At 65.3% G+C, this 11,428-nt stretch carries 13 protein-coding genes and 1 tRNA gene; 3 read left to right on the plus strand and 11 right to left on the minus strand.

What is annotated here, in order from left to right:
- Both AC07YR_RS23010 and AC07YR_RS23015 read right to left on the minus strand, forming a co-directional pair.
- Positions 1-395, minus strand: a 395-nt coding sequence (locus tag AC07YR_RS23010) for an SDR family NAD(P)-dependent oxidoreductase (protein WP_494735383.1), incomplete at its 3' end; no start/stop codon positions are given.
- Positions 396-422: 27 nt separating this feature from the next.
- The gene (locus AC07YR_RS23015) at positions 423-1,343 is read right to left on the minus strand and encodes an NAD(P)-dependent oxidoreductase (RefSeq protein ID WP_494735384.1); all 921 of its coding nucleotides are present in this window, start codon (positions 1,341-1,343) and stop codon (positions 423-425) included.
- Positions 1,344-1,471: 128 nt separating this feature from the next.
- On the opposite strand from AC07YR_RS23015, the gene AC07YR_RS23020 reads away from it, so the two are divergent.
- Complete coding sequence (locus AC07YR_RS23020) at positions 1,472-2,536, plus strand: D-2-hydroxyacid dehydrogenase (RefSeq protein WP_494735385.1); 1,065 nt, start codon at positions 1,472-1,474, stop codon at positions 2,534-2,536.
- 156 nt (positions 2,537-2,692) lie between these two features.
- Here the strand turns inward: AC07YR_RS23020 and AC07YR_RS23025 are convergent, their stop codons facing one another.
- Together AC07YR_RS23025 and AC07YR_RS23030 are read right to left on the minus strand one after the other, a co-directional pair.
- A complete protein-coding gene (locus tag AC07YR_RS23025; RefSeq protein WP_494735386.1) occupies positions 2,693-3,316 on the minus strand; it encodes an FMN-binding negative transcriptional regulator in 624 nt (207 codons plus the stop codon).
- A 4-nt stretch (positions 3,317-3,320) separates the two neighbouring features.
- The gene (locus tag AC07YR_RS23030; protein ID WP_494735387.1) at positions 3,321-4,310 is read right to left on the minus strand and encodes a DMT family transporter; all 990 of its coding nucleotides are present in this window, start codon (positions 4,308-4,310) and stop codon (positions 3,321-3,323) included.
- Between AC07YR_RS23030 and AC07YR_RS23035 the strand changes: the two genes are divergently transcribed.
- Complete coding sequence (locus AC07YR_RS23035) at positions 4,309-5,718, plus strand: aminotransferase-like domain-containing protein (RefSeq protein ID WP_494735388.1); 1,410 nt, start codon at positions 4,309-4,311, stop codon at positions 5,716-5,718. The genes AC07YR_RS23030 and AC07YR_RS23035 overlap by 2 nt on opposite strands.
- Positions 5,719-5,856: 138 nt before the next feature.
- Here AC07YR_RS23035 and AC07YR_RS23040 read toward each other — a convergent pair whose 3' ends face one another.
- From AC07YR_RS23040 to AC07YR_RS23070, 7 genes are all read right to left on the minus strand, one after another.
- Positions 5,857-7,206: an MFS transporter gene (locus tag AC07YR_RS23040; RefSeq protein ID WP_436057902.1), complete on the minus strand. Its 1,350-nt coding sequence runs from the start codon at positions 7,204-7,206 to the stop codon at positions 5,857-5,859.
- A 170-nt stretch (positions 7,207-7,376) separates the two neighbouring features.
- Positions 7,377-8,174, minus strand: coding sequence for an IclR family transcriptional regulator (locus AC07YR_RS23045; protein ID WP_028268939.1), 798 nt, complete (start codon positions 8,172-8,174; stop codon positions 7,377-7,379).
- Positions 8,175-8,487: 313 nt separating this feature from the next.
- Positions 8,488-8,766: a hypothetical protein gene (locus AC07YR_RS23050; RefSeq protein ID WP_494735389.1), complete on the minus strand. Its 279-nt coding sequence runs from the start codon at positions 8,764-8,766 to the stop codon at positions 8,488-8,490.
- A gap of 128 nt (positions 8,767-8,894) precedes the next feature.
- Positions 8,895-8,970: transfer RNA gene (locus tag AC07YR_RS23055), tRNA-Val, on the minus strand.
- A 109-nt stretch (positions 8,971-9,079) separates the two neighbouring features.
- Entirely contained in the window at positions 9,080-10,000 is a 921-nt protein-coding gene (locus AC07YR_RS23060; RefSeq protein ID WP_436057904.1) for an NAD-dependent protein deacetylase, read from the minus strand.
- A gap of 4 nt (positions 10,001-10,004) precedes the next feature.
- Positions 10,005-10,514 carry a peroxiredoxin gene (locus AC07YR_RS23065; RefSeq protein WP_494735390.1) on the minus strand — a complete coding sequence of 170 codons (510 nt, stop codon included), beginning with the start codon at positions 10,512-10,514 and terminating at the stop codon, positions 10,005-10,007.
- Complete coding sequence (locus tag AC07YR_RS23070) at positions 10,511-10,930, minus strand: DUF3052 domain-containing protein (RefSeq protein ID WP_055803775.1); 420 nt, start codon at positions 10,928-10,930, stop codon at positions 10,511-10,513. The genes AC07YR_RS23065 and AC07YR_RS23070 overlap by 4 nt, the downstream gene beginning before the upstream one ends.
- Before the next feature lie 233 nt (positions 10,931-11,163).
- Here AC07YR_RS23070 and AC07YR_RS23075 point away from each other — a divergent pair.
- Positions 11,164-11,428 (plus strand): hypothetical protein (locus tag AC07YR_RS23075; RefSeq protein WP_494735391.1); only part of this gene is annotated, 265 nt, incomplete at its 3' end.

Consider the following 11,428-nt stretch of genomic DNA (forward strand, 5'->3'; position numbering starts at 1 on the left):
CGCGCCGCCTCACGCCCCACCAAAAACGCGCTGGTCAGGTCCGTGGAAATCACCCGCTCCCAGTCCGCCACGTCCAAATCCAGCATCGGCACCCGGTGCTGGATCCCCGCATTGTTCACCAGGACCTCCAGCGGCCCCACGTTCTCCTCCACCCATGCAACACCCCGCGCAGCCTCAGTGTCGCTGGTGACGTCGAACGCGCAACTGTGCACCCGCCCCGGCGGGTACCCGGCCGCCATCGCAGCCTCAGCCGCCTTCAGCCGCTCAGGATTGATGCCGTTCAGCACCACCGTCGCGCCGGCATCCGCCAGCGCCCGCGCCAGCGCATTGCCGATCCCCCGACTCGAACCGGTCACCAGGGCAACACGCCCGCTCAGGTCAAAAAGTGCACTCATCGTCTGCTGTTCCTCAATTGCTCTTGATTACTGGTGTGACTGCTGGTTCTGACTTGCGTCCCAGCTGAGATTCGAAATCGCCTGCCGGACGGCGGCGAGGTCGAGGTCCCCGAGACCCTGGCGCTTCAGTTCGGCGTAGAGTTCGACGCCGGCGGTAGCCATGGGAACCGCCGCGTCCACGGCGGCAGCGCTTTCCAGGACGAACGAGAGGTCCTTGTGCATGAACTTCGCCGGCCCTGTGGGCTCGTAGTCCTTTGCAGCGAGGCGGGGCCCCACAACTTCCAGGACCTTACTGCCGGCCAGTCCGCCGGCAAGCACCTCATACAACGCCGCGACGTCCATGCCCGAGCGTTCGGCGAGCTCTGCCGCTTCGGCGAGCGCCGCCGTCGTGGTTCCCACAATGAGCTGGTTGCAAGCCTTTGCCAGCGACCCTGATCCCAGCGGCCCCAGCCGCCGGACGGTGCCGCCCATAGCGCTGAACAGCGGAAGAAGCCGCCGGAAATCCCGCTCCTCCGCGCCGGCCATGATGGCCAGGGTTCCGTCCTCGGCACCCTTGGTGCCGCCGCTGACGGGTGCATCGACGACGGTGGCGTTACCGCGGCTCAAGCGGGCCACCCTTGCCCCGAAGTCCCGAACGGCTGCGGGCGACACGCTGCTCATGACAACGACAGCGGTACCGGGCGCGGGCGGCTCTGCGGCCCAGCCGGCGAGGAGCTCCTGGGCCGCGTCCTCAATGTAGGACAGGTCGGGGAGCATGAAGATGATAACCGGTTCGTCCCGCAATGCTGCGACGTCAGCGGCACGGATGCCGCCGCGCGCGGCAAAGTCGTCCAGGGCGGCAGCTGACCTGTTCCAGCCGGTGACGGCCCAGCCGGCCTTCAACAGGTTGACAGCCATACGGCCGCCCATCAGGCCCAGCCCGACGAAACCGGCCCTCTTTTCACTCAAATTTTCGCTCAGATCAGGGTTTGCCTGCACATCCATCGGCAGCGGCACCTCACTTCATCGTGGTTATCTTCGTGGTTAGTTCTGGTTAACAGGAGGAAACCTGTTCAATATCCTAGCCTCCATTCAGTATGATGAACACTATGACGACTAAAACCACCGTCGCAATCGCCGTCCCGCTCGAAGCTGAGCTGGTTGAGCGCATCCGCGCCGTAGATCCCGCCGTGACCGTCCTCTATGAGCCCGACCTCCTCCCGCCCGAACGGTTCCCAGCGGACCACGCCGGCGATCCGCACTTCACGCGCACTCCCGAACAGGAGGAGCGCTACTGGGACATGTTGAACAAGGCCGACGTCCTGTACGGCTTCCCCAACGAGAGTCCCGCCGGACTGGCCCGGATCGCCGGCAGCAACCCCCGGCTCCAGTGGATCCACGCAATGGCCGCAGGCGCGGGCGGAGCGGTCAAAGCTTCCGGCCTGGACCAGGAAACCCTGCAGAAATTCAAGGTGACCACCTCAGCGGGCGTTCACGCCCTGCCGCTGGCGGAGTTCGCCGCGCTGGGTATCTTCAACGGCTTCAAGCGCAGCGCAGAGCTTGCAGTGGACCAGGCCGCCAAGGTCTGGCCCGAACTGCGCACCCCGACGCGCCTGGTGAACGGCTCCACGCTGGTGGTGACGGGCCTCGGCGAGATCGGGCTGGAAACAGCCCGCATCGCCCGGGCACTCGGCATGAAGGTGAGCGGCACCAAGCGGAACGTTGAGCCGATCGACGGCATCGAAGAGGTGGCCGGGAACGACGGCCTGGCCGGCCTGCTTGCCACGGCGGACGCCGTCGTGAATACCCTGCCCGGCACGCCGTACACGGAAAAGCTGTTCAACCGGGAGGTGTTCGCGGCCATGAAGCCGGGAACCGTCTTCGTCAACGTGGGCCGCGGCACCGTGGTGGATGAAGACGCACTCCTGGAGGCACTCGACGACGGCCAGGTGGGCTACGCCTGCCTCGACGTGTTCGCCGTCGAACCCCTGCCGCAGGACAGCCCGCTCTGGAACCACCCGAGGGTCATGGTTTCCCCGCACACGTCGGCCCTGAGCGCCGCTGAGAACCGGCTGATCGCCGAACGCTTCAGCAGCAACCTGCGCACGTTCCTGGACGGCGGGGAACTCCCCCACCTCGTGGACACCGTGCACTTCTACTAGGCCCTACCAAGCCAATCTTCACCCGCCCATCGGCCCGCGCGGCCGCCGGGCATTTCGGCACGCCGCACTACAGGCCGGCCCCTCTTGGGGCACGCCGCACTACAGGCCGGCCCCTCCCCTGGGCGGAGGAGCCGGCCTGTTTGTTTGTGCCGGGGACTAGTGCCGCTTTGCCCGCTCGACCTCGGCGGCGGTCCCGGCGTGCCCCCGGGCAGTAAGTCCTGCCACCACACCGTCGATGTCGGCGTCCGGCCGGTTCTGGCTGAGCTTGGTCTTCGCCTCGATCCGGGTGATCACCAGTTCCAGGCCCACGATGGCGCGCAGCTGCCCGGAGATGTAGCGCTCCGGCGCGTCGTCCACGCTCCACGGGTGGTCGAAGCCTGCTTCGTTGACGTCGGTCAGCCGCCTGACCTGGCTGGCGAGCCAGGCCGGATCGTCGTGGACAACCAAGTTTCCGTATACATGCGCCGTGGAGTAGTTCCAGGTGGGGACTACGCGCCCGTGCTCGGCCTTCGATGCGTACCAGGACGGCGAGATATAGGCGTCCGCGCCCTGGATGATGGCGAGTGCCTCTCCGATCACCGGCTCGGACCACTGCGCGTTGTTCCGGGCTACGTGGGTGTTCAGGGCGCCGTGTTCGCCGATCGACGGGTCATAGACGAAGGGCAGCAGCGTCGCAAGCAGGCCCTGCGATGTCATGGTGACCAGATTGGCTGCGGCCGGCCGGGCGAGGAGATCCTGGATGGCGTCGGGTCCGGCGGCGAAGTGGGCTGGGGTGTACATGATGCTAATCCTTTGCAGGCTGGAGGGATCGTGCGGCGTGCGGGACGGCGGGTGGGGCCGTTTGCGGAGCGGGCGCCGGTTTGAGCCGGACCCGGACGGCGGCGCCGGCGCAGAGGATGACGGCGAGGCCGCCGATGATGGTGGTCCAGCCCAGGCTCTCGCCAAGCAGGAGTCCGGCCCAGCAGATGCTCAGTACTGGCTGGACGAGCTGGATCTGGCTGACCTGGGCCATGGGGCCGATGGCAAGGCCGTGATACCAGGCGAAGAAGCCCAGGAACATGCTCACCACACCGAGGTAGGCGAACGCCGCCCACTGGACGGGAGAGGCCGACGGCGGCTGCTGAGCCAGGGAGAGCATCGTCAGGACCGCCATCAACGGCGACGCCAGCACCAGAGCCCAGGATACGGTCTGCCAGGGGCCCAGTTCCCGGGCCAGCAGGCCGCCTTCCGCGTAGCCGACGGCCGCGGCCACCACTGCGCCCAGGAGCAGCAGGTCCGCGGAGTGCAGCTGGCCGAATCCGCCGGACTCCATGGAGGCGAAGGCGATAGCCGCCAGCGCGCCCAAACCGGTGATCAGCCAGAACACCAGGGGTGGACGTTCGCGTCCCCTCAGCACGGCGGCCGTCGCCGTCGCGGCCGGGAGCAGGGCGATGACCACCGCGCCGTGGCTGGCCGGTGTGGTGGTGAGCGCAAAGGACGTGAGCAAGGGAAATCCGATCACGACGCCGGCGGCCACCACTGCGAGGCGTGCCCACTGCACGCCGCGGGGAAGCCGCTGCCGGGTGAGTGCCAGTGCGAAGGCGGCGAGGACGGAGGCCACCACCGCGCGGCCGGACCCGATGAAAAGGGGCGACAGTCCTGTGACGGCAATCTTGGTGAAGGGGACTGTGAACGAGAAGGCCGCTACTCCGAGGAGGCCCCACCACAGTCCGGAAGGAGTGCGGGGCAGTACCACTGGGCGATTTCGTGTAGTAGCGCTACTATTGTCTCTCATGAACAACGATAGCAGTTCCCGAATTGCGACGCGACTGCGGGAGTGGATCGCCAAAGCCGCGCCAGGATCGAAGCTGCCGTCCACCCGGTCGCTGGTTGCTGAGTACCAGGCAAGTCCGGTGACCGTGCAAAAGGCACTGCAGGCCCTCACTGCGCAAGGGCTGATCGAAAGCCGGCCCGGCGTCGGCACTTTCGTACGGGCCGTCCGGAGTGCGCGCCCCTCGGACTACGGCTGGCAGACGGCGGCCCTGCGGTCACCGCTGGCACCCCTGCTGTCAGCCTCCAGCACCATGCGCGACGTGCCGAACAATGCCATCGCTTTCCACTCCGGCTACCCGGACCGGGAACTCCTGCCCGAGCGCCTTGTCCGGGCGGCACTCACACGCGCAGCCCGGAGCGACGCTGCATTGTCCCGTCCCCCGGCAGCGGGCCTGCCGGAACTGCAATCGTGGTTCGCGCACGAACTCGGCGGCTCGACACCGGCCGGAACCACACCGCCGAACCCGAGTGACGTCGTCGTCCTGCCGGGAAGCCAGAGCGGCCTCAGTTCCATTTTCAGCGCGCTGGCCGGGCGCGGACAACCGCTGCTGATGGAATCGCCAACCTACTGGGGCGCCATTCTGGCGGCGGCGCAGGCCGGAGTCCGCGTTGTCCCGGTGCCCAGCGGACCTGACGGTCCGGACCCGGAGGAACTGGCCAGGGCCTTTGACGAAACGGGCGCGCGCCTCTTCTACGCCCAGCCGAACTACGCGAACCCCACCGGTGCACAGTGGGCTGCCGGGCGGGGCGAAGAGGTCCTGGAGGTGGTGCGTGCGAAGGGCGGGTTCCTGGTGGAAGACGACTGGGCCCACGACTTCGGCATCACCACCAGTCCGGTTCCCGTCGCCTCCCGCGACGACTCCGGCCACGTGGTGTACCTCCGCTCGCTGACCAAGAGCGTATCCCCGGCTATCCGTATCGCCGCCGTCATCGCGCGCGGTCCGGCCCGTGAACGCATTCTCGCGGACCGGGCCGCCGAGTCGATGTACGTCAGTGGATTGCTCCAGGCTGCAGCGCTCGACGTCGTGACGCAGCCCGGGTGGCAGACGCACCTGCGCAGCCTCCGCCACCAGCTCCAGTCGCGCCGCGATCTCCTGGTCACCAGCATGCGCGCGCACGCCCCGCAGGCACACATCGAACAGGTCCCCAAGGGAGGCCTGAACCTCTGGGCGAGGCTGCCCGACGGCACGGACCTGGAGCGGCTGGCCCGCGACTGCGAAAGCGCAGGGGTCATCATCGCGGCCGGGCGGGAGTGGTTCCCGGCCGAACCCGCCGGTGCGTTCATCCGCCTCAACTACTCAGGGTCCAACCCGGGAGCCTTCCCGGAAGGGGCGCGGATCATCGGCCAGGCACTGGAACGCAACAACTAGGGACCGGCGGTGTCCAGGGCCCGGCCGGACTCACGTGCCGGGTGAACCGGCGACGGCAGAGCAAAGGCTGTGGCCCCCTCCGTGCGGAGGGAACCACAGCCTTTGTTTCGGAGTGCAGTTCCGGTGGTGCGGGTGGTACTAGCTCGCGTCCTCGGTAAGGACGAGGTCACGGCCCACGGTCTCCGGAGTGAAGAACGTCGTGGCGAACGAAATGAGCGCCAGCACCAGGGAGTAGATGGCGAGCACCAGCCAGGAGTGATTCGTTGCCGCCAGGAGCGACGCGCCAACGAGGGGAACCAGGCCCCCGGCCATAACGGCGGAGAGTTCACGGCTCATGGCAACGCCGGTGAAGCGGTACTGGGATCCGAAGAGCTCCGGCAGGAGCGGGCACTGCGGTCCGAGCATGGACTGGACGCCGATGGCGATACCCACCACCATGACCACCCAGACCAGGGTCACGTTGCCCAGCGTCACCAGGTAGAACGCCGGAAGTGCGATGACGGCCTGGAACAGGGCGCCGTAGCGGTAGACCGGCACCCGGCCGAAACGGTCCGAGAGCGCGCCGAAGGTGACCACCATGACGGCGGCGAAGCCGGCGGCAATGAGCAGGCCCACGGGTCCGATGAACTTGTCGCCCGGGAACACCCCGTCCTTGGCTGCCAGGAAGGCAATGAGGAGGGCTGAGTAGATCGACGAGTTGCCGTTCTCGCCCATGCGCAGGCCAATGCCGATCAGGACGTTCTTCTTGGAGTGCTTCCACAGCTGGCCGATGGGGTTCTTGACCACGTTTTTGTGCTTTTCGAGCTCCTGGAATACCGGAGTTTCCTTGAGCCGCAGCCGGATGAAGATGGCTACTGCAATCAGGATGATGCTGGCCAGGAACGGTACGCGCCACAGCCAGCCTTCGAGCACGGCCTTGTCAGCCATGGCAATCAGTGCGAAAGTACCGGCTCCGAGCAGGGTGCCGAGCTGGATGCCGACGAACGGCAGGGAAGCGAAGAATCCACGACGGCGGCGCGGCGCGACTTCGGATATCAACGTGGTGGCACCGGCCTGTTCAGCCCCGGCGCCGAGGCCCTGGAGGATGCGCAGTGTCACGAGCAGGACCGCACCCAGCATGCCCGCCTGCTCGAAGGTGGGCAGCAGGCCGATGGCGAAGCTTGCGGTTCCCATCAGGCCGATCGTCAGGATGAGGACCATTTTGCGGCCGAACCTGTCGCCGATGTAGCCGAAGATGACCCCGCCGAACGGTCGGGCCGCAAACCCGACGCCATAGGTGGCGAAGGACGCGATCAGCGCGCCGTCTTCGCCGAGGGGCTTGAAGAAAAGCGGTCCGAAGATCAAAGCCGAAGCGAGGCCATAAATGTAGAAATCGTAGTACTCCAGAGCGGAGCCCACGGAGCTGGCAAGAGTTGCCCTCCGCAGTTGTTCCGGTTCGACGACGGCGTCGTCCGCATCGGCCAGTGGTGATTCAGTACGAGTTGTCACAAGCACTCCCTTAAGAACACTCCAGACCCCCGTTGGTCTGGTGGGATAGCGACGGCACCGGTGGTGTCGATCACTATATTGAACAGCGTACAGCACCATGAACGGTTCGCCAATGATGAAAGCTGATTTATTTTTCGGCGGAATCTGCGCCGGCCTTCAGCTTCCCTCCCCTAGCCCATGGGATTGCCCAGCGACCGGGCCAGCTCCTGCAATTCCTTCACCATCATGGCGCCCTGCTCCTCGGAATAGGTGGCCTTCAGCGCGGTAACGGACAGCCCCAGGCTGGGGCCGTGCGCCCCCCTCGTCGGGACCGATACCGCCAGGCACACAACTCCCGTGGTGGATTCCTCGTCCTCGAAGGCATATCCGCGCTCCCGGATGAGGGGCAATTGCTTCTTGAATTCAGCACCCGTCCGGAGTGATTTCGGGGTCAGCACGGGAAGTTCCTGGTCATCAGGGAACATCTCGTCGATGTCGTGGTCATGCAGCCTTGCGATGAGTGCCTTACCCACGGCACACAACGACACGGGCATCTTGTCACCGATATTCGAGGTCAGCCGGACCGCGGGATGCCCTTCGTAGCGGGCCAGGTAGATGACGTTGGTCCCGTCCAGCATGGCGATCCGGACGGTTTCGCCAGACAAGGTGGGCGCCTGCTCACAGAAGCGGTAGAACTCCTGCACCTCGTCCAGCCGGCTCAGGTAGGCGGCACCTAGTTCCACGAGTTTGCGCCCGAGCGTGAAGTCGGCCCCCTGCCGGTTGATAAGGCGCGCCTCCTCAAGGGCCAGCAGGAGGTTCGATGTTGATGATTTGGGGATGCCGAGTTCCCGCGAGAGGTCGCTCAGCGTAAGCCGACCCGTCGCTGAAGCGGCCAGGGCCTCGAGTACTGCGGCGGCACGCGTCACGGCCGGCGCGGGGGACGCACTCCCTAGTCCGTCGGAAGTGCGGGGAGCCCGGGAATCGGCCATGATTCTCCTTCAGTTAAAGCGCGTCCGTAAGTGCGCCGTTCTTTCACAACTGTTCATTCAGCTGAACAGTAACCATCATAATGTCTGCCGACCCGATTTGCGCCCCCTGCGTGTATCGCCGGAGCGGGGCCCCCGCCGGCACCGGCGCCGGCACCGAGGGACCTTCGACTCTGGGAGGATCGGCCGGGGCATGAAAATGTTTCACATTTCCAAAAATTCACTGTATATTCATTCCAAGCCTTCCACCGCGGCATCCCCCAATAGCCGCGGTGGAAGGCTTTTCCAATTCCCCGGGATTCCGCGGTCCAGAGGATCAAGCGGCGTCGGCCACGGCGTCCCGGAGCCGCCAGCCGCCACCGAGCCCGTCACGGATCAATTCCATGGTGGTCAGTGCCGAGTTCTCGTTGCGGCCAAGGCGCGCCTGGACCCGCCACACCTCGATGTCCACTCGCCCCAGGCCCTTGGGCATCCTGCGCGCGGCCTCCCACCAGCTGATGCGCTCAAACCAACGGACCGGCTCGGCACTAATGGTCCATTCGCGGCCACCGCGGAGAACGGAAAGCGGCCGGCCGTCCGGGGCTAGCCTCATCATGACGTGTTCCATGCCGCCACACTATGAACAGGGTCCGACATTCCTCCCCTGGCGCCAATAACCATGGCCGGGACGACAAAAAACCCCGCCTTTGCCTGCCTGATCGGCCTGCAATGACGGGGTTTTGCTGGTGGGTCCTACCGGGATCGAACCGATGACATCCACGGTGTAAACGTGGCGCTCTACCAGCTGAGCTAAAGACCCGAACCGTGGTTTCCGCGCCTCAGCGCTTCAACCAACGAACAGCAACTCTACCGGACAAGTCCCGCCGAACGCCAATCGACGAACCCGCCACGGGGCAGTGAGGTGAACGTCACAGGTCCGGCAGTTCGGCCGCCAGCCACGTCAACGATTCACTGACCCCCGCCTCCAGCTTGATGGTGGCCAGGTCGTCGCCGCGCGTGGCTCCCCTGTTGATGATCACCACTGGTTTCTCCTGCTTGGCGGCGTGACGGACGAATCGAAGGCCGCTCATGACCGTCAGTGAGGATCCGGCAACAACCAGAGCGCCGGCCGCGTCGACCATGGCGTACGAGCGCTCCACCCGGTCCTTCGGGACATTTTCACCGAAGTACACAAAGTCGGGCTTGAGGGTGCCCCCGCATGCCGGGCAGTGAGCCACGATGAAACTGCTGATCAGGGCCGAGTCCTCCACGGTTGCATCGGCGTCGGGCGCGATCTCCACCACGCCGTCCGCCAGGGCCCGTTCCAGGAATCCGGGGTTCAGTTCCTCCAGCACTCCTGCCAGCAGGGTCCTGCTGTAGCGGCGGGCGCAGGACAGGCAGGCCACCCGGTCGAAGCGGCCATGGAGGTCGACAACATTGATGCTGCCCGCGTCTTCATGGAGCCGGTCCACGTTTTGGGTGATAAGGCCGGTGAGAAGGCCCCGCTGCTCAAGCCGGGCCGCGGCCGCATGGCCCTCATTCGGATCGGCGCGACGGAGGTGCGACCAGCCGATGTGATTGCGCGCCCAGTACCGCTGGCGGTTGGCCGCGTGGCCGATGAACTCCTGATATGTCATGGGCGCCCGTGGAGCCGCACCGGGCCCGCGGTAGTCCGGGATACCAGAGTCGGTGCTGAGGCCGGCCCCGGTCAGGAGGGCGAAGCGCTTTCCCGCTATGGCGTCCCTGATGTCCGCCAGGGCTCCGATTTCGTCAGGGGCAGGAGCGGCAGCACCCACCGGCGGCAGGCTGGCGAACCCAGTCATGCCAAGTCCGGGGTGCCGCTGCCTCATTCCGTCAGTTCCCGCCGAGCTCCGACAGGGCTGCGCGGTATCCACCCAGATCACGGGCCTGGCCGCGCGGATTCACCACGACGTACCGGATGATGCCGTGCGCGTCGATGATGAACGTTCCACGCTTCGCCATGCCGCTGGCCGGGTCGAAGACGCCGTATTCCGATGCCACGTCCCCGTGCGGCCAGAAGTCGGCCAGCAGATCAAATCCATAGCCTTCCTTTTCCGCGTAGGCCCGCCCCGTGAATTTGCTGTCCACGGATATTGCCAGGACAGTTGCGTTCGCATCTTCGAACAGCGAAAGGTTGTCCCGGATCTCGCATAGCTCTCCGGTACAGATCCCCGAGAAGGCAAACGGATAGAAAACGACGACGACATTGCGCCCCCGAAGCTCCGACAGCCGGACCGGTTCGCCGTACTGATTGACCAGCTCAAAGTCAGGGGCCGGCTCTCCGACCTCCGGGACGCTGGTCGTTGCGGGATTTTCTGCCGTTTGCAGTGGCTGAACCGTCACTTGTTCTTCCTGGTGACCAGGCGCGTGGCGCTCCAGTCCTTGGATACACCGGCCGAGGTGGTGAGGTGAAGCCCTGCCGTGGGTGCCGCTTCCTGGATCTCCGCCGGGGACACGTAGCCATGCCTTCCCGACTTCGGAGTCAGAACCCAGACCACACCGTTCTCACTCAACGTGGTCAGGGAATCCATGAGCGTGTCAACAAGGTCCCCGTCGCCGTCCCGCCACCAGAAAATGACGGCGTCTACAACGTCATGGTCGTCTTCATCCAGGAGTTCGGACCCGGTGAGGTCCTCAATATCATCACGCAAGTCGAAGTCGACGTCGTCGTCGTAACCGAACTCCTGAATCAGATCCCCGTTTTTGAAACCCAATTTTTCCGCCACATTTACCGAAGTGGCGGCGTCGGCCTCACTCACGTGTTCCTCCAATGCTTAGTCATTTGCATAAATCTAGTGATTTCCATTACTACAAGCCAACACCCTTTGTGCCTGCTCTTCAAGCTACTGCCCCAGCGATCCCACTTATTCTGCGTCACACCAACGGTCTGGCGGCGGTCCGGCCCGGCGGCTACCGTCACAAACCAGTATGACGTCAAATACGACAAGCACGTCAGGCAGCGGCTACGCATCGGATAGCTCTCACAGCTAGAGTGGCTGATGACGTCTATGCCGGCGGGGCGATCGCCCTGGATTTAAGCGGTCATAGACGTGATAGGACCCTGCCCGGCGCACATGACCGGGCTGTTGTAACCGATACGTCGCACACGTCGCGTTCACGCCAGGCAGTTACCCTGCCGGACCTGAGTGCGCCGATGCATGCGCGCAAAGAGAGGTTGGACGTGGCTGCAGGAGAAGATACCTCCCATATCCTCAGCGGGTTGACTAACCAGCTGCCTGATCGTGATCCGGAAGAGA

It is taken from the genome of Arthrobacter sp. GW460-12-1-14-TSB2 (assembly GCF_059423525.1).

Excerpts from the sequence above, each read along its gene's own strand:
- AC07YR_RS23020 (WP_494735385.1), top strand. The coding sequence starts at position 1,472 with ATGATGAACACTATGACGACTAAAACCACCGTCGCAATCGCCGTCCCG.
- AC07YR_RS23025 (WP_494735386.1), bottom strand. The coding sequence starts at position 3,316 with ATGTACACCCCAGCCCACTTCGCCGCCGGACCCGACGCCATCCAGGAT.
- AC07YR_RS23035 (WP_494735388.1), top strand. The coding sequence starts at position 4,309 with ATGAACAACGATAGCAGTTCCCGAATTGCGACGCGACTGCGGGAGTGG.
- AC07YR_RS23030 (WP_494735387.1), bottom strand. The coding sequence starts at position 4,310 with ATGAGAGACAATAGTAGCGCTACTACACGAAATCGCCCAGTGGTACTG.
- AC07YR_RS23045 (WP_028268939.1), bottom strand. The coding sequence starts at position 8,174 with ATGGCCGATTCCCGGGCTCCCCGCACTTCCGACGGACTAGGGAGTGCG.
- AC07YR_RS23050 (WP_494735389.1), bottom strand. The coding sequence starts at position 8,766 with ATGATGAGGCTAGCCCCGGACGGCCGGCCGCTTTCCGTTCTCCGCGGT.
- AC07YR_RS23060 (WP_436057904.1), bottom strand. The coding sequence starts at position 10,000 with ATGAGGCAGCGGCACCCCGGACTTGGCATGACTGGGTTCGCCAGCCTG.